This window comes from Rhodocytophaga rosea, assembly GCF_010119975.1.
GTDB classification, from domain to species: Bacteria; Bacteroidota; Bacteroidia; order Cytophagales; family 172606-1; genus Rhodocytophaga; species Rhodocytophaga rosea.
Genome location: NZ_CP048222.1, coordinates 714005 through 731205, shown reverse-complemented (window position 1 = coordinate 731205; position 17201 = coordinate 714005). Strand labels below are relative to the sequence as shown.

Genomic DNA, 17201 nt, shown 5'->3' with positions numbered 1-17201 from the left:
GAATTTGATTTGGCAAATGTAGAATGAAAAAAACAATCCGCCAAATTTTTTGATTTTTTTTAGAGCTTCTTCATCAGCTGATTGATTGTTTCCAAGAAATAAGCGCCATTTTCCGGGCCAAACCAGTTCATCACTCTGGTCTCATAATGATTACGGTCGTAGTAACTATCCTCAGTAATGTAGCCAATATAGCCTCCATTAAAACTATTTATAATCAGCGGATGCTGGGCAGGTTTCTGAACCTGTAGAGCAAGTTCTCCCGAAAAATCGCAAGGCGTTCCAATCCAGGTGAGATTTCCGGTTTTCAATATGCTTAGGGTAGCCGGATAGTCGCCGTATAAACTATAGAACAGCCAGGGTCGTAAGCGCCAGTTTTCCGAAATCCGCCATTGGGGTTTACGTAAGGGAAGTGCTAATTCTCTGTTGGCCAGTTGAGTCTGGTATTTAAGCGCAATAGAGTCGAATCCTGTATTGATTCTATGTGAAAGTAAACTCGCCATATTGGCAATTTTCTCAAATTCAGCCCCTTCTGCAGCCGGACTATGACTGCCTACACCTCCAGCTCCAAATGCAGCAAAGTCAATTTCCTTATTTTTTTCCAGAGAATCTACCAGAGCACCAGGATAATCGCGGGAAAGAGAATAATCTTTAGAAGCCAGGCAGGTAGCATGGGCAGTAAAACTGACTATGGCAGCTGTAGCACCAGAGGCTTGTTGAATTTTAAACACATAAACCGTTGAGTCAACTTTACCTTCGTTGGTAATCCGGTGATTTACAAGCTCTCTGGCATAATAAGTACCCAGTCCTATTTTAGCTTTCTGTTTATGTATATCTGCCTGTCTGATAGCATTTACAATACCATTTGTAATAAGTTTTATAACATTTTCGTCATACTTGCCGGCAATCAGCCTGCCTACCAGTTTTTTAGCCCAGCCACCAATACTGCTGTGCGTATGGGTGGCCGTAAGATAAGTTTGATCAATAGAAAACCCTATTCCAGGTAATGCTTTTTTAAGGGATTCTTTCACCTCCGGCGGTACAATTAGTAAATCCAGAGAAACCCATGCGGCTTTCTGTTTGCCATTATCAAAAACTACTGCTCTAGCCCAGATCGAGTCGTGAACAACTGTATATTTCTGCCCTCTTCTGGAACCATAGCCTGCCATGGGAACTGGCGTTGAAGGCGTTATGTTTGCTTTTGCCCAGCCTGCCTGCAAGGTGTCTCCATAAAGTTGTAAACTATCTATAGAAAAAGTATCCAGCTGGGCTTGTAATGCCGCATAATAATCTGTCTGTTGATAGGGGGTCCTGTCAATTTTAGAAAGCAAACATGATTGTAGGATCAGGGCAATACATACACATATCAGTACAAACAGGACTATAGATTTTTTCACAGGCTTACATTAACGCATGCAAATGTAAAAGGTTAAGCCGGTTTTTTGCTCGTCAGGTGCTCAAATCTGGATTTTAAAGTGTTTAATTCGAAAATAACATCACTTGGTTTGCGGGAGATAGAACGCGATACCAGGGCTTTGGCTTCCCATATCTCCATAATATCTTCTACCGGAATGAAATCGGTGGCAAATTCCGGATTGTCCGACTGGATGACAATACCGGCAGCCTTGTCTATTACATTTTGAATACGTTTGATGCAGATTCCATTTTTAGCTACAATTACATATACATTATCATTGCTAAGGTTATTCCAATCTTCTACATACCGGGTAATCACCATATCGCCAGGCTGTAAAGTATTACTCATACTATAGCCTTCCACTTCAAAAATACGGAAAGTGCCATTGGTAAAACCGGGCATGGAACAGGCATACAGAGATTGAATATATTCCGGATCTCCATACCCCAGCAAATATCCGGCTCGGGCTTTAATAGGCACAAACAGGATATTTTCTTTTCCGGTATTATCTACTGTAACCACCAATGGCCGTATATGTCTGCCAGTGATGTATTCTGCAGACAAAGCGGCTTCTTCCGGAGTCACCCCATGTTCAATATATTCCGGCGTAGACTGATACAATTTTGCCAGTTTAACCAGGGTAGGGTAGGGAATACGCAGTTCGTCCTGTGTTTCGTAAGTAGCTAATCTTGAGCGTGATTTGCCAATAGATTCAGCTACCTGTATCTGGTTCAATCCTGCTTTGCGGCGGAGTTCTTTAAGTCTTTCTGCTTGGTTCATAGGTGAAGAATGTTTGGTAAATGTATGCACAAGAACTGACACTTACAAACATTTTCGGACAAATAAGCCAGGTATTTTTACAGGATATATACTTAACTTGATAAAAATTAAGCATAGAAAACTTCAGCCTTATATAATGATTTTTGTGTTAAAATGTATTGTACCTCCATCAGCAGTGATTGTTATTAAGAAGATAATATAAAGTAATAGCTATCTTCTCTCTTTTTCTTCAGACTGAGCAATGAGCTGGAGGTTAGCAAGCATTTCCTGATAGGCAGGCATGTTTATTTCTTTCTGAAGAACTTTGTATTCATTGACAAAATTTCCGGTGCCCTCTCCATTAATAAAAATCCATTCTTCATCTTCACTTACTTTGGCACCTTTGCTTTGTAATTTTTTAAGTATATCTTTTTTGATCTGCAAATATTTATCTACCAGGTCACCATATCTGTCATTTACAGTCAGGAATACGCTGACAAACTCTTTATTATTGATAATCCCCTGATATACATCCGGCTTATTTTCTTTAGCATATAGAAGGTAGGCCAGACAGTAAAATTTAAATTCAATATAGGCATTGACCACACTTCCCACTGTAGAAAAATAATTCCGCCAGTCTTCAGGTGCGCCTTTGGTGTTTTCTTCATACCATTTGTATAAGTTCACATCTGTTTTTGTGCCATGATAATAAGAATTCCATTCATCGAGCAGGCCGTAAATGCCTTGTGTGTTAGATGTGATTTTAATTTTTTCGTTCGGGTTATATATATAGGTATCAAACCGGAATGTATGTAATTCGGGCCGGATGGATTTGCCTATTTCCTCAGTCAGAAAGACTGGGGTATGTTTTACCAGAACGTAGGTACTGTCGCCGGTATAATAACAGGAATACTGGTCTCGCTCTTTGTATCGTAGCCGCCAGGCCATCAATGCACTGTAGCCATGATTGACCTCATGCACCACTGTACCTAAACTCTCCCGAACACTTTTGCGGGTATTTTCTTCTGCATATCTATCGAAATTATTATTAATGGATAGTCGGGTGACCTTATTTACTACATACCATCCTTCCAGATCATATTTTTTTAGCAATTCCAAGGCATATTGCTTCTTCTGAGGAATACTCAGTATGGTTTGTGCTTTCAGCGGAATTGCACTTACCACTACATAGATGAAGATACATATTGAAAAACTAAATCTGGTCACAAACATATATACGACACAATATAATGACCTACAACTGATTTTATTCTGGCATCCGGACCTGCATTATTCAAAGGGTAATTGTTGTAAGCGCAACATACATATACGAGAGAAATTCCTGTAAGGTAATGGGTATAACGGTTTATAGATTGATTTAGTGTAAAGAACTGAATGAGCAGTTACTGTAAGGTTAGCTGAACTTGTAGCTAAATTTATAAACCTATATAATTTTATGCTTAAATAAGAGAATGTTTTGAAAGGATAGAAATAGGGTAAAAGAAAGAATCAGTGAGTAAACTTGTGGTGTCCAACCAAAAAGTTTTATGCAAGAAAGATTCTTCGAACTCACTGATTGTGAGTGGGAAATTATCAAGGAAGTAGTAGATAACCTAAGAAAAATCAAACATGACAAACGTGTTATTCTTAATGCTATTCTATGGCTACTTACTACAGGTAGTCAATGGCGCAACATGGAAAGTAAATACCCACCCTGGCAAACCATTTATTACCATTACAGGCAGTGGAAGAAGCGAGGCATCATCGAAGAGCTGTTGGCTTTTTTAGCAATCAGAGAAAGAAAAAAAGCAGGCCGACAAGCCTTGCCAAGCGTGTTAGCTATTGATAGTCAAAGTGTAAAGATTGTACAGTTTACTTCCCAAGACAAGGGCATAGATGGCAACAAAAAGGTGAATGGCAGAAAAAGACATCTAGCAGTGGATTGTTTAGGTATTCCTTGGGCTGTGCATGTAACAGCCGCCCATGTGTCAGACACTACAGCCGGTTATGAGTTAGCAGCTAAGCTGAAGGGTAAGTCTTGCCGCCTACATACACTAAAAGCAGATAATGGCTACAAAGATACCTTTGTAGAAGAGATAGAAAGAGACTATGGATGGAAGGTAGAAATTGTACAAAAGCCTGAAAGCGTAAAGGGCTTTGTGCCGGCAGGAGGCCGTTGGGTGGTAGAACGCAGTTACGGATGGCTCAATTTTAAGCGTAGATTGAGCCGTGACTTTGAGAAAAGCACAGAAAGTTCGGAAGCTATGCTACAATTAGCCTTTATTGACACACTGCTTAAAAGAAAACCAGTATAATATTTCAAAACGTTCTCTAATAAGCAACAAAAAAGGAAGAGCTATCTGGTCTCTTCCTTTTTTAATATAGTAATTTAGCTTAAGAAAGCTCTATATCTATTTTCCGTTGCAAAGTCTGCTTACTTTCGCTAAAAGGCATTATTACTACTAGTTTTCCTTCTTCAAAGGTAGCTTTGATATTAGCTCCGTCAACAAAGTAGGGTATATCAAAGGTTTTGAAGTACATTGGAATTCCTGTTTCACCTTGTGTTGATTGTTGCTTATAGGTAGAGTACACCACCAGTTTAGTATGATCTACAAACACCTGATAGGCTTCGGGCTTTACAGAGGGTGCAGATATAGTAATTGTAATATCATTTTCATTTTCAGCCACATCTAGCGAAGTCATACTCATCCCCCCATTCAATGTATGCATCAGATCCATCTGACCCAGAAAACCCCGCCACATATTTTTATCTATTGTATATTCCATGATTTTCTATCATTTTGTTATGTCAATTATAGTATCAAACTACATACCAGTATAGTGATTGTACTTGATGCCTGTGTATGGAACAGCGAATATGTCATATTGGCTTAATCAAAATATAAGCATGAAAAGAGAGTGTCATTTCGTCGTGTCTGAGAAAAGCTTTCCCTATCGAGAGCCTGGAAATGATAATAATTGGTTATCTTCAAAGAAAATTTTAGATAATTCCTGATTAAAATAATAATTCCATGAATCACAAAATAGTAATTGTTACAGGCGACGGCGGTGAGAGTTACGAGGCCTGGTATGCCTACCACCGTTTTCTGGAAGCCGGAGATATACCGGTAGTAGCTGCTCCCAGCAAACGTGCACTCCATTTAGTGATGCACGATTTTGAACCAGGCTGGGATACCTATATTGAGCGGAAAGGATATGGCATGCAATCAGATCTAACCATTGATGAAATTGTGCCAGACCGGTATGATGCTATTTTATTATTAGGTGGCCGGGCACCAGAATATCTGCGCAATCATGCTAAACTATTAGAGATTGTCCGTGCGTTCAATAATCAGGGGAAATGGGTTTTTGCTATTTGCCACGGTATTCAGATCCTGGTTACTGCCGGACTTGCCCAGGGTAATTGCCTTACTGCTTACGAACATGTACGGACGGAAATAGAAATGGGAGGAGGGACCTACAGCACTTTACAAGCTGTACGGGATAAGAATATTGTAACCGCACAAACCTGGCAATCACATCCTGAGTTTTACAGAGAGGTTTTTAATTGTCTGGCAGGCAAGGAGCAAGTAACAGATCAGCCAATGTCAAAAGCGACATACTGAGAGAATAGCATACTACTTTCCGGATCTACCTGAACTTTGGAAATCAATAAGTAATAGCGGCGTACAGAAAAAACAGGCTACCATTTTTGGTAGCCTGTTTAATATCAAAGTTTAAAGCTTTTTAATAATTATCAGCTGTAGAAATGCTGTATTGATTATTGCTCTTTGTGACTGGATTGTAGATCTCCGCCTTTTATTTCAAATTCTGTTCTCCGGTTAATTTCCCGGCCTTCCAGTTCATCATCGTTAGTAGCCAGCGGCTTTTTTTCCCCGTATCCTACAGCAGTCAAACGGTTTGATTCAATGCCTTTATCGATCAGGAATTTGATAACTTTATTTGCCCGTTGCTGGGAGAGCTTTTTATTATATGCCGGGTCGCCAATTTTATCGGTATGCCCTGAAATCTCAATGTGATACTGCGGATTCTCCCGAAGCATGCGTTCCAGTTTATTCAGTTCTTCGTAAGATTCAGATTTAAGACTTGCTTTGCCACTATCGAAATAAATATTTCTCAGGATAGATTTGAAACCGATTTGTAGTTTAGAAAGAATGACATTCTTATTAATCTCACTCACCTGTGCAGATACAGCCGGAATGGTAACACCTACATTTTTGAACATATAGCCGTTTTTTTCTACAGCAATGGTATATTCTTTTTCTGTAATATTATTGAATGTACACGTATATATGCCTTCACCCACTTTACTGATGCTTGCCTCTATGTTATCGCCCGAAGATTTTACAGCTACGATCGCATCCATAGGAGAACTATTGAGTTCATCGAGAATTTGTATGGTAAGTGTTACAGGCTTTATTTCGGCAGGCGTATCCAGTTTAGCAATAGGTTTTCCTTCAATTTTACGGACTTTGAGCTTATCATAATTCTGGAGGTTATCCGGAATAGCTACTTTGTAAATATCTTTTTCACCCAATCCTCCATCTTTTACCGATGCATAATACCCGAATTTCCGGTCACCGGATTTTACAAAATAAATATCTTCATCTGGAGTATTGATGGGGTAGCCAATATTTACCGGCTCCGACCATTTTTTGGTAGTACTATCAAATTCAGAAACGAAAATATCATATCCTCCCATTCCTTCATGCCCGCGTGAACTGAAGTAGAGTGTTTTACCATCATAATCTATAAAGGGGCCATCTTCATCGGCTGCTGTGTTAATAGGCGCACCAATATTAGAAGGTTTGCTCCATTGCCCTCTTTTATCCAGCTTGCTGATATAAATATCTATTCCTCCTTTTCCGCCAGGACGGTCGCTGGTGAAAAACAAAGTCTGGCCATCTGGAGAAATTGAAACGGAGTTTTCGTTGTGAGTAGAGTTTACATTGCTGCTAATAGGCTCCGGATCAGACCAGGTACCGTCATTTTTCTGCCTGGATACATAAATATCTCCTCCATTCTCATCTTTATATAAGAATAACTCTTTTCCATCGCCCGACAGACCAATACTGGCATCATGGTACTCGGTGTTGATATTCGTTCCAATGTTTTTGGCAGCTTGCCATGCACCATCTTTAAATTCAGATATGTATATATCCTCGAAAAATTGTAAATCTTTATCCACGTTACCAATACCTGTGCTTCCTTCTCTACGGGAAGTAAAGATCATAAGGTTTTCATCTTTGTTCACGGCAGGTGCATAATCGGCAAACCCAGTATTTACCCCATCTCCCAGGTTTTTAATCGCATATTCCAAAGGATCATTGGTGTATTTTTTTCCATTATTACACTGAGCGATCTTTACATCTATCTCTGCTAATGCTACTTTGATTGTAGTTTTCTTAGCCTTCTTATTTAATGCAGCATCTGCTTCTATCCGTTGTTTATGCTTTTCATAGTAAGTAATGGCATTATCGAAATCTTTGCCAAACTGGAACGATTGTCCAATGAGTAGTAATATATCCGGACTTATATTTGGATCAAGTTCATAAGCTCTAATCAGATATTTACTGGCCCGGCTTTTATCTATGGTTTCCAGAATAGATTTACCTGCCATAAAATTCGCTCGTACGTTATCAGGGTTTGCTTTTAAAGCCAGCTGGTAGTTATCCAAAGCCAGCGATTTAGCACCGATATTGTAAGCGGCATCTGCCTCTGCTACCAAATCTTTGTCAACCTGTGCATACACAAGGGTGTGGCTGATAAGTAAGCTTAGCAAGCAAGTTATCAGGAGAGAATATTTCAACATTTTTATATACGCTTCTTTCATTGGATCATACCGAAAAAAGAAAAAGAGTCTGTTTGTAGAGAGAATGCAATCTAAACAGGCTATTATCAGCATTCTGTGCATTTAACTGGTAAATATGTTCCATGTAACTAATTAGTTAAAAAATGGGTGTCATTTTAATTTCCAATAATTTCAAATTCCGTTCTCCGGTTCAATTGCCTACCTTCTTCTTCATCATTAGAAACCAGTGGACGGTCCATGCCATACCCAGCATACCGGAGCCTGTCTGGACTAATTCCTTTTGCCAGTAAGTAATCTACTACCGATTTAGCTCTGCGTTCAGAAAGCTTTTTGTTATAGTCTGCACTACCTTTATTATCGGTATGGCCTGAGATTTCTATTTTCAGGGTAGGTACTTCATTCATGATTTCCAGCAGTTTTTCAAGCTCAGCCGTAGATTCTTTTTTCAAGGTAGCTTTATCAAAATCGAAAAAGATATTTCGTAGAATGATGCGGGAGCCTACACTTACTTTTTTCAGTTCCACATTCAGGGTGATTTCCTGGTAACCTTCACTGGCTGGGATGTCATAGTTTTCAGAATGAAATAAATACCCTTCTTTTTGTACAGAAAATCCATAATTTTTTCCGGAAGGCATCGTCGTTTTATAAAAGCCGCTCGTATCTGACCGTTGTTCAGATACTGTTTCAGCATTTTCATTATTCACAAGCACAATATCTGCTTCTAAAGGTGCTTTCGAAAAGGCATCAATCACCGTACCTTTCAGAATTGTAATCGCACTTTTGATATCAGCTTTAGCTGTAGGCCCCACCTGAAGGGTTTTCAGCGCAGGTTTTGCTGGCTGAATGGTAGTTTTGGTTGTAGTAGCCAAGGCTTCCCTTTTTGGCATAGAAATAATATAAATATCCTTTTCACCAACGCCTCCTTCTTTAGCTGAAGCATAATAACCATGTTGATTGTCGGCAGATAGTACAAAATAGGTATCGTCGCCGGAAGTATTAATCGGATACCCTAAATTTTCTGGTTCCGACCATTTGCCGCCTGCATCCAAAGTAGACCGATAAATATCATAATTACCCATGCCGGCATGTCCGCGCGAACTGAAATATAGCGTTTGACCATCCGGATGAATAAAAGGGGCATCTTCATCGTAAGGTGTATTTACCGGGCCACTAATGTTTACGGCTTCTCCCCACTTTCCTTTTTCATCTTTCCGGCTCATATAAATATCTAGTCCACCAGTTCCACCAGGACGGTTACTAGAGAAATAGATAGTATTTCCATCGGCAGTCATGGATACGGAGGGTTCCTGGTATTTGGTATTTACATTGTCGCCTAAACTTTGCGGCTTAGACCATATATTTTCCCCTGCATCGAAATTAGATACATAAATATCGCCGCCCTTGCTGTCTTTATAGATAAAAAGCTGTTTCCCATCGGCCGATAAAGCGATACAGGCATCGTGTTTTTCGGTATTGATTTCCTGGATATTTTTAGGAGCCGTCCAGGTGCCGTTGACTTTGTTCGCTATATAAATGTCTTCATAATACTGGTTGTCATCCAGAGAAACAAAGTTGCCCGTAGAGCCTTCCCGGCGGGAGGTGAATACCAGAACCGATTCGTCGGCAGAAATAACCGGAGCATATTCGGCAAATTTGGTGTTAACAATAGGACCAATATTATCAATCTGGGCTTTTACTGGCTGTTTGATGTATTTGATTCCATTTTCACATTCAAAAATACGGCGGCTTAGCCTGGTTGCTACCGCGGCATCTTTTCCGGTATAAGTTGATTTATACTGTTCATACGCCTGTTTTGCTTCTGCAAACTGATGATTGTATTGATACGCTTCTGCTAAATAGAATTGTATATCTGGAGAAACATCAGGCATTTTTTTATAAGCTTTGAGCAAATATGGAATGGCCCTGTCTTCGTGAATGGATTGTAGATAACACATCCCTGCTTTGAAGTTGGCTTGTGCATTTTCAGGATCGAGCTTTAAACCTTGCAAGTATAAATCCAGGGCAGTTTCGTATTCGGCACTCTCAAAATAACCATCCGCTTCCTTAAAAATCCGCTTCACAGACTGGGCAAACAAATGTCCGTTGACAAGCAGGCAAAGGAAAAAAATACAGTATATAGCCTTTTTCATAGAGATATTAAAAGTAAAAGCTCAGGAGCTAATCAAATGTAAACAAATTACGTGTGGGTAATACCTGTAAAATGAAAGCACAATGTAAGTTTATCCGGTAAGCCGTATAGGCTTGTTTTAAAATTGTATTTTTGCAGAATATCTTATATAAAATGCCCGCTGCCATGAAAATAGAACAAGCCACATTTGTTATCAGCAATACCGATTATAAAAAATGTCCACAGCCGGATAAGCCGGAATATGCATTTATAGGCCGTTCGAATGTGGGAAAATCGTCGCTTATTAATATGCTGACTGGGAAGTCTACGCTGGCAAAAACATCCCAGAAACCCGGGAAAACCCAGCTTATTAATCATTTTTTAATCAATGATTCCTGGTATCTGGTAGATTTACCAGGATATGGATGGGCTCAGGCTAGTAAAGCGGATAAAGAAAAATGGACCCAGATGACCAGAACATATTTACGGCATCGTGAAAATCTGCTTTGTGTATTTGTATTAATCGATTCCAGGCATGAAGCACAGAATGTGGATCTCGAATTTATGCAGTGGCTGGGCGAATCTCAGATTCCATTTGCCATTATATTCACAAAAGCCGATAAACAATCCAAAACAAGAACCGTTCAGAACGTAGAAGCTATTCAAACAAAAATGCTGGAATTCTGGGAGGAATTGCCTGTTTCTTTTACCACTTCTGCTGTATCCAACGAGGGAAAAGAAGAAATTTTATCCTATATCAGTTCGCTTAATGAGACATATACAAAAGTGTAGCGTCTTTTTCTTTTTACACTGAAGCATTTCATTATTGTATTTCTATCTTTGTGGCTTGTAATAAAATTGGGTAGTTTTGGCAATAAAAGGATTATTTTTTCTTTAGATATGTGGAATAATCTTTTTCATTATATCCAATCGCTATGAGAAACAAATTTTTGATCGTAATCTGCATCTGTGTACTAGCTGGCTTTGCTTCATTCGCCCAGAGCGCTGGTAATGGAAAAGTGGTTCCAGTAGCTGAGCATTACCCCGGTGGAAAAGAAGCTTTACTGGCTGATATTCAAAAAAATATGATATATCCACCAATGGCCAAACGCAACCGGATACATGGAGAGTGTGTAGTAGCTTTCACCCTGGAAGAAAATGGTAAAATGGTTAACCATAAATTAATTAAAAATATAGGTGCCGGCTGTGGTGACGAAGCTATGCGTATTGTGCGTGCTCTGAAGTTTAACGCACCAGGTTACAGGGTAGATGCTACTGTGCCAGTGCGTTTTGATTTGCCTAAATAATGTGTAAGTATATAAATTTATATTCATGGAATTAAAAGAAGTAGCCACCATTTCAGGAAAAGGCGGATTATTTAAAGTTGTGAAACCAACACGTACCGGTGTGATTTTGGAGTCGCTGGATGCGCAAAAAAGCAGGGTAGTCGCTGGAACCCAACACCGTGTATCTTTGCTGAAAGAGATATCTATTTACACCACCGGTAAGGAATCATCCGTTCCGCTGGAAGAAGTACTGATGTCGATTCATGAAAAGTATGGAAAAGATATCCCGGCCAACGCCAAATCTTCTACCAATGAACTGGCTGATTTTATTGAAAGTGTGGTACCTAACTACGATACAGAAAGGGTATATACTTCTGATATTAAAAAATTAGTAAACTGGTATTCTATTCTGGCTGCTCATGCGCCTGAACTGTTTGAAAAGAAAGAAGGTGAAAAGGCAGAGGAAGCGGCTACTGAAGAACCAGCAGAAACAAAAAAATCCTGATAGATTAAGTTTTAACTAATAAAAAGCCCTGTTATTCAATAACAGGGCTTTTTGTTTTATCAAATGTAATCTTCTACTATTTATATAGTGGTACATTCAGCTGTTTGCCAACCATCATCAACAATTTATTATTACTCAACTACACTCAGCTTAATAGTATTGGTGCGTTGTTTTTTGCCGATAGGCATACTTACCGTGTGAACAAGAACATCCCCAACATTGATCTGATGATTTTCTTTCAGGATTCTGGTAATGTCTTGGAAAGTTTCATCAGTGGAATTAGACTTATCATAATAGATAGCCCGTACGCCCCAAAGTAAACTCAATTGATTCAACAGTGATTGATTGCTGGTAAACACAAATATATTGGACTTAGGTCGGTGGCTGGAAATCCGGAAAGCGGTATATCCCGAACTTGTCATGCCTACTATGGCTTTGGCACCAGTATCTCTGGCCAGACGGCAGGCACTTACCACTACATTATTATTGTTAAAGTTCTCATCCCGTAATTTCATTACATAGGCATGGTTCTTATAATAAATCTCAGCCGATTCTTCTACCTGACGGATGGTTTCTGTCATGCTTTTTACGGCCAGAACCGGATACATGCCTGAAGCCGATTCTGCACTCAGCATCAGCGTATCTGCACCATCAATTACAGAATTAGCAATATCGTTTATCTCTGCCCTGGTCGGACGGGGATTGGTAATCATGCTTTCCAGCATCTGAGTGGCAATAATTACCGGCTTTGCCAGTTGATTGCATTTCTGAACAATCATTTTCTGAATCATCGGCACTTGTTCCATCGGAACTTCCACACCCAGGTCTCCACGGGCTACCATCAGGGCATCAGAGGCGGCAATAATAGCATCAATATTGGTAATGGCTTCGGGCTTTTCTATTTTAGAAACTACCTTTGCCGTTCTTCCTTTTTGCTTGATAATATCTTTTAATTCCAGTACTTCTTCAGCCGTTCTCACAAAGGATAAAGCTATCCAGTCCAGGTTTTGTTCGAGTCCAAATATGAGATCTTCCCGGTCTTTTTCGGTAAGTGCCGGAATAGATACCTTGGTATTGGGCAGATTAATACCTTTTTTAGATTTTAAAATGCCTCCATATACAACTTCCGTAATAACATCGCTGCCTTTCACTTCTGTTACTTTCAACTCTATCTTGCCATCATCCACCAGAATCATGTCGCCTACCTTTACATCATCCGCCATTTCAATATAGGTTGTGCTGATACGCTCAGCATTTCCTACTAATTTTTCTGGCGTCAGTACCAGTTTTTTGCCTTTTTCGAGCATCACCCCATTATTCTCTACTTCCCTGGTACGGATTTTCGGCCCTTGCAAATCCTGAAGTAAGCCGATATTTAGCTTATGTTCTTTATTCAACTCACGTACATATTCAATCACTTTGGCATGTTCTTCATGGCTGCCATGCGAAAAATTGAGCCTGAATACATCTACGCCTGCATGTATCAACTCCAGTAACTGCTCTTTTTTGTTACAAGCAGGCCCTACAGTAGCGAGCACTTTTGTCTTATTGAAATGAATTTTCATTCGTATAATGGATGATTAAAGGTTTAGTTTAAAGGCTTATGCTGAATATGTGTATACATTTGAAATTTGGTTGATTACGCATAGTTGTTTTAAGCGCTGAAAAGGCGTTTATCTCTCCCGGTTTTACCGATAGCAAGGCATTTTAGCTGTTAATTGCGTTAAATCAGAGTACCAATTGGCTGCCGTAAAGTTAAAATTAAAATAGACTTTTATGTAAGATTAGAAAAAATTGTTTGACAATATTAGTTTAAATGTATTTCTTTGCAGTGTTTTTTAACTAAAAAAATAAAAGGAAATGTCAGAAATAGCACAAAAAGTTAAAAGTATCATTATTGATAAATTAGGCGTTGAAGAGTCTGAGGTAACCAATGAAGCAAGCTTTACAAATGATTTAGGTGCCGATTCATTAGATACTGTCGAACTTATTATGGAGTTTGAAAAAGAATTCAACATTTCTATCCCTGATGACCAGGCCGAAAACATTGCTACCGTAGGCCAAGCGATTTCTTACCTGGAAGAAAACGTGAAATAAGCAGCAAACCCACATTCCCATTCAACTCTGCTTCGGCAGAAAATTCGTTCTATGAATTTTAGGAGAGTAGTAGTAACAGGATTAGGCGCCCTTACCCCGATAGGAAATAATGTACATGACTATTGGCATTCATTGTCTGCCGGGGTAAGTGGGGCAGCTCCCATTACGAAGTTTAATGCAGAGAAATTTAGAACTAAATTTGCCTGCGAAGTAAAGAATTTCGATATTTTTAATCATATAGACCGTAAAGAGGCCCGCAAAATGGACCCCTTTACCCAGTATGCCCTTGTCGTATCTGAAGAAGCATTACAAGATTCAAAATTAGATCTTACCAAAATAGATCTCGACAGAGCCGGCGTGATATGGGGATCAGGAATTGGCGGGCTCAAAACCTTTCAGGAGGAAGTAGTAGGCTTTGCCAAAGGAGATGGAACCCCCCGTTTCAATCCTTTCTTTATTCCCAAAATGATCGCCGATTTAAGCTCTGGCTTTGTGTCGATTAAATACGGGTTTCGCGGACCCAATTTTGTTACTGTATCTGCCTGCGCCTCAGCTACCAATGCGGTAGTAGATGCCTTAAATTATATCCGTATCGGCCGTATTGATGTAGCCATTGCCGGCGGTTCCGAAGCCGCTGTAACGGAAGCAGGTATTGGTGGCTTTAATGCCATGAAAGCCTTATCTGAGCGCAATAATGACCCTTCCACTGCGTCCCGCCCATTTGATAAAGACCGGGATGGGTTTGTATTAGGCGAGGGAGCAGGTGCGTTAATTCTGGAAGAATATGAACATGCCAAAGCCCGGGGTGCCCATATATATGCAGAGCTTATTGGCGGAGGAATGTCGTCAGATGCGTATCATATTACTGCGCCGCACCCGGAAGGCTTAGGCGCATTAAATGTAATGCGGGATGCGCTACGCGACTCCAGTATTAAGCCAGAAGATATTGATTATATCAATGTACATGGTACGTCTACTCCGTTAGGCGATATCAGCGAGACTTCTGCCATTCAAAAAGTATTTGGAGAACACGCCTACAAACTCAATATAAGCTCTACTAAATCAATGACTGGCCATTTGCTGGGTGCAGCCGGAGCTATAGAAGCCATTGCCTCTATTCTTGCCATAAAACACCAGCTGGTTCCGCCTACCATTAATCATTTTACCGATGATGAAGCCTTTGACCCAAAGCTCAACTTTACTTTTAATAAGGCGCAATCCCGGAAAATTAATGTGGTGTTAAGTAATACCTTTGGTTTTGGCGGACATAATTTCTCTATTGTTTTCAGAAAAATGCAGGAATAAAAGCAGTGCCAGCCATCTTCAGCTTTGTTGCCAAATTATTCAAAAGGGATTCTGACAAAGATAATAAGCTTACTTCTGCCCTTCATCTGATGATTGGAAGTAAGCCCAAAAACCTGAGCTTGTATAAGCTGGCCCTGCAACATACCTCTGCCTCCAAAGAATCTGTTAAATCCGGTTTCCGGGAATCTAATGAACGTTTAGAATATTTAGGAGATGCCATCCTGGGAGCAGTTATTGCTGATTTTTTGTTTAAAAAATTCCCTTATAAAGAAGAAGGCTTTCTGACTGATATCCGTTCCAGAATCGTAAACCGGGAATCACTCAATAACTTAGCCCGTAAGATAGGATTAAATAAGCTGATTGTTTTTGATGGCAGCCGGAAAACTGTTCTTACGCACAAATCCATGCATGGCGATGCACTGGAAGCTTTGGTAGGCGCTATTTACTTAGACCGGGGGTTTAAGTACTGCAAAAAATTTATCATTAAGAGACTAATCGGGCCTCACTTCGATTTAGACCAGATTATCCTGACGAATTCAAATTTCAAAAGCCTCATTATTGAGTGGGCACAACGGGAGAATAAAGCTCTACGCTTTGAAATCATTGAGGAAAAAGGCAGTCTGCATAACAAGGAATTTATCGCCCAGATTGTGATAGATGAGAAACCTTTTACTACCGGAAGTGGCTACAGCAAGAAAAAAGCCGAACAGGCAGCTGCCGAAAAGTCCTGCGAAATCCTTCAACTTAAGTAAGTTTAGTATTAGTAATGAGTACAAAGTATGAAGAGAAATCATTTACATTCAATACTTTGGGTATTTATTCAATACTTACTAGCTTCTACTTAACCAATCTGGTGAGTCGTGGTATTTGTATGTCGTGCGCACATTTGAAATGGCCTTCCGGACAAGCTTTGTAGCCATGCAAACCACACGGTCTACAGTAAAGTGGTTCTTGTTTTTCTATAATAAAAGCTTGACCTGATAAAGGGCCAAAGCCAAAGGCAGGGATGGTAGAGCAGTATACCGCACACGTAGGTGCATTCATAGCCGAAGCCATATGCATGGGTGCCGAATCATTTACATAATTCATCAAGGCTTTTTCTATTAAAGCGGCAGATTGTAGCAGCGAAAGTTTACCAGCCAGGTTAACTACGGTATTTTTACTAGCCCCCGTTTTAATATCTTCACAAGCCTGATGATCAGCCGGACTGCCAAGTAAATAGATGGTATAGTGTTCTGGCAACTGGTTGATTAATTCAATCCATTTTTCCTGCGGAAATTGCTTGGTAAACCATACTGAAGTAGGAGCGATGCAGATATAAGGCGTATGTTGCAACGATAGTACCGCTTCGTAATCAGCTTTTGCCGGATATAATCTGGGTTTCTTAACGATGGTATCTGTCAGATGCGTAAGTAATGCCTGGTTTCTTTCTGTTTCATGATTTCCTTCGCCAATCCGGTGTGGAACACGTATATCAAAGAAGAAAGAAAAGGGATTTTTGTCGAAACCTATTTTCTGTTTGGCACCTGAAAGGGCAGTGAGAAAACCCATCGAGGCAAAACGTTGCAGGTTCACTACTACATCATATTGTTCTGAGCGGATGTATTGCAGTAAGTCATACAGGCTTTTGTACTTTCCCTGTTTCTTATTCCATATCAATATATTCCTCATATACGGATGATCCTGCAGCACACCTTCATTCCCTTTCCTGACTAAAAAATCTAGTTGAGCCTCCGGATAGTATTGCCTCAGTTTTTCAATCAGGCTGGTTGCCAGAATAACATCGCCAATAAAAGCCGTTTGAATTATCAGAATACTTTGTGGAACCAATCAATGAGCATTTAAAATGAATATGCAACATACGCAGAAACAAA

Annotated in this window: 16 protein-coding genes; 8 read left to right on the top strand and 8 right to left on the bottom strand. The window is 39.8% G+C overall.

Annotated features, from left to right (window positions below; translation table 11 throughout):
* Positions 1–59: 59 nt before the first annotated feature.
* The 3 genes from GXP67_RS03210 to GXP67_RS03200 form a co-directional block, all read right to left on the bottom strand.
* Entirely contained in the window at positions 60–1394 is a 1335-nt protein-coding gene (locus GXP67_RS03210; RefSeq protein WP_162441824.1) for a neutral/alkaline non-lysosomal ceramidase N-terminal domain-containing protein, read from the bottom strand.
* Between the two features lie 32 nt (positions 1395–1426).
* Positions 1427–2194, bottom strand: coding sequence for a LexA family transcriptional regulator (locus GXP67_RS03205; protein ID WP_162441823.1), 768 nt, complete (start codon positions 2192–2194; stop codon positions 1427–1429).
* Positions 2195–2404: 210 nt separating this feature from the next.
* Positions 2405–3406: a hypothetical protein gene (locus tag GXP67_RS03200; protein WP_162441822.1), complete on the bottom strand. Its 1002-nt coding sequence runs from the start codon at positions 3404–3406 to the stop codon at positions 2405–2407.
* Between the two features lie 314 nt (positions 3407–3720).
* Between GXP67_RS03200 and GXP67_RS03195 the strand changes: the two genes are divergently transcribed.
* Positions 3721–4488 (top strand): IS5 family transposase, encoded by a 768-nt coding sequence (locus GXP67_RS03195; RefSeq protein WP_162441807.1) that lies wholly within the window; start codon positions 3721–3723, stop codon positions 4486–4488.
* A 79-nt stretch (positions 4489–4567) separates the two neighbouring features.
* Here GXP67_RS03195 and GXP67_RS03190 read toward each other — a convergent pair whose 3' ends face one another.
* Positions 4568–4960, bottom strand: a complete 393-nt coding sequence (locus tag GXP67_RS03190) for an Hsp20/alpha crystallin family protein (protein ID WP_162441821.1) — start codon at positions 4958–4960, stop codon at positions 4568–4570.
* A 245-nt stretch (positions 4961–5205) separates the two neighbouring features.
* On the opposite strand from GXP67_RS03190, the gene GXP67_RS03185 reads away from it, so the two are divergent.
* Positions 5206–5799 (top strand): DJ-1/PfpI family protein, encoded by a 594-nt coding sequence (locus GXP67_RS03185; protein WP_162441820.1) that lies wholly within the window; start codon positions 5206–5208, stop codon positions 5797–5799.
* A gap of 155 nt (positions 5800–5954) precedes the next feature.
* Here the strand turns inward: GXP67_RS03185 and GXP67_RS03180 are convergent, their stop codons facing one another.
* Together GXP67_RS03180 and GXP67_RS03175 are read right to left on the bottom strand one after the other, a co-directional pair.
* A complete protein-coding gene (locus tag GXP67_RS03180; RefSeq protein ID WP_162441819.1) occupies positions 5955–7946 on the bottom strand; it encodes an OmpA family protein in 1992 nt (663 codons plus the stop codon).
* 215 nt (positions 7947–8161) lie between these two features.
* Positions 8162–10156, bottom strand: a complete 1995-nt coding sequence (locus tag GXP67_RS03175) for an OmpA family protein (protein WP_162441818.1) — start codon at positions 10154–10156, stop codon at positions 8162–8164.
* Between the two features lie 164 nt (positions 10157–10320).
* Here GXP67_RS03175 and yihA point away from each other — a divergent pair, with 164 nt between their 5' ends.
* From yihA to GXP67_RS03160, 3 genes are all read left to right on the top strand, one after another.
* Entirely contained in the window at positions 10321–10926 is a 606-nt protein-coding gene (gene yihA / locus GXP67_RS03170; protein WP_162441817.1) for a ribosome biogenesis GTP-binding protein YihA/YsxC, read from the top strand.
* Positions 10927–11069: 143 nt separating this feature from the next.
* On the top strand, positions 11070–11441 hold the full coding sequence (locus GXP67_RS03165) for an energy transducer TonB (RefSeq protein ID WP_162441816.1): 372 nt from the start codon (positions 11070–11072) through the stop codon (positions 11439–11441).
* A gap of 25 nt (positions 11442–11466) precedes the next feature.
* On the top strand, positions 11467–11925 hold the full coding sequence (locus GXP67_RS03160) for a DUF5606 family protein (protein ID WP_162441815.1): 459 nt from the start codon (positions 11467–11469) through the stop codon (positions 11923–11925).
* Positions 11926–12056: 131 nt separating this feature from the next.
* On the opposite strand, the gene pyk is transcribed toward GXP67_RS03160, so the two are convergent.
* Positions 12057–13490: a pyruvate kinase gene (pyk, locus tag GXP67_RS03155; protein WP_162441814.1), complete on the bottom strand. Its 1434-nt coding sequence runs from the start codon at positions 13488–13490 to the stop codon at positions 12057–12059.
* Between the two features lie 295 nt (positions 13491–13785).
* On the opposite strand from pyk, the gene GXP67_RS03150 reads away from it, so the two are divergent.
* Genes GXP67_RS03150 through rnc form a run of 3 tightly spaced genes read left to right on the top strand, consistent with a single transcriptional unit; the run spans position 13786 to position 16079 of the window.
* Positions 13786–14022: an acyl carrier protein gene (locus GXP67_RS03150; protein WP_162441813.1), complete on the top strand. Its 237-nt coding sequence runs from the start codon at positions 13786–13788 to the stop codon at positions 14020–14022.
* A 51-nt stretch (positions 14023–14073) separates the two neighbouring features.
* Positions 14074–15327: a beta-ketoacyl-ACP synthase II gene (fabF, locus tag GXP67_RS03145; protein ID WP_162441812.1), complete on the top strand. Its 1254-nt coding sequence runs from the start codon at positions 14074–14076 to the stop codon at positions 15325–15327.
* Positions 15328–15332: 5 nt separating this feature from the next.
* A complete protein-coding gene (gene rnc / locus GXP67_RS03140) occupies positions 15333–16079 on the top strand; it encodes a ribonuclease III (protein WP_232064894.1) in 747 nt (248 codons plus the stop codon).
* Positions 16080–16164: 85 nt separating this feature from the next.
* On the opposite strand, the gene GXP67_RS03135 is transcribed toward rnc, so the two are convergent.
* A complete protein-coding gene (locus GXP67_RS03135) occupies positions 16165–17157 on the bottom strand; it encodes a glycosyltransferase family 9 protein (protein ID WP_162441811.1) in 993 nt (330 codons plus the stop codon).
* Positions 17158–17201: the final 44 nt, after the last annotated feature.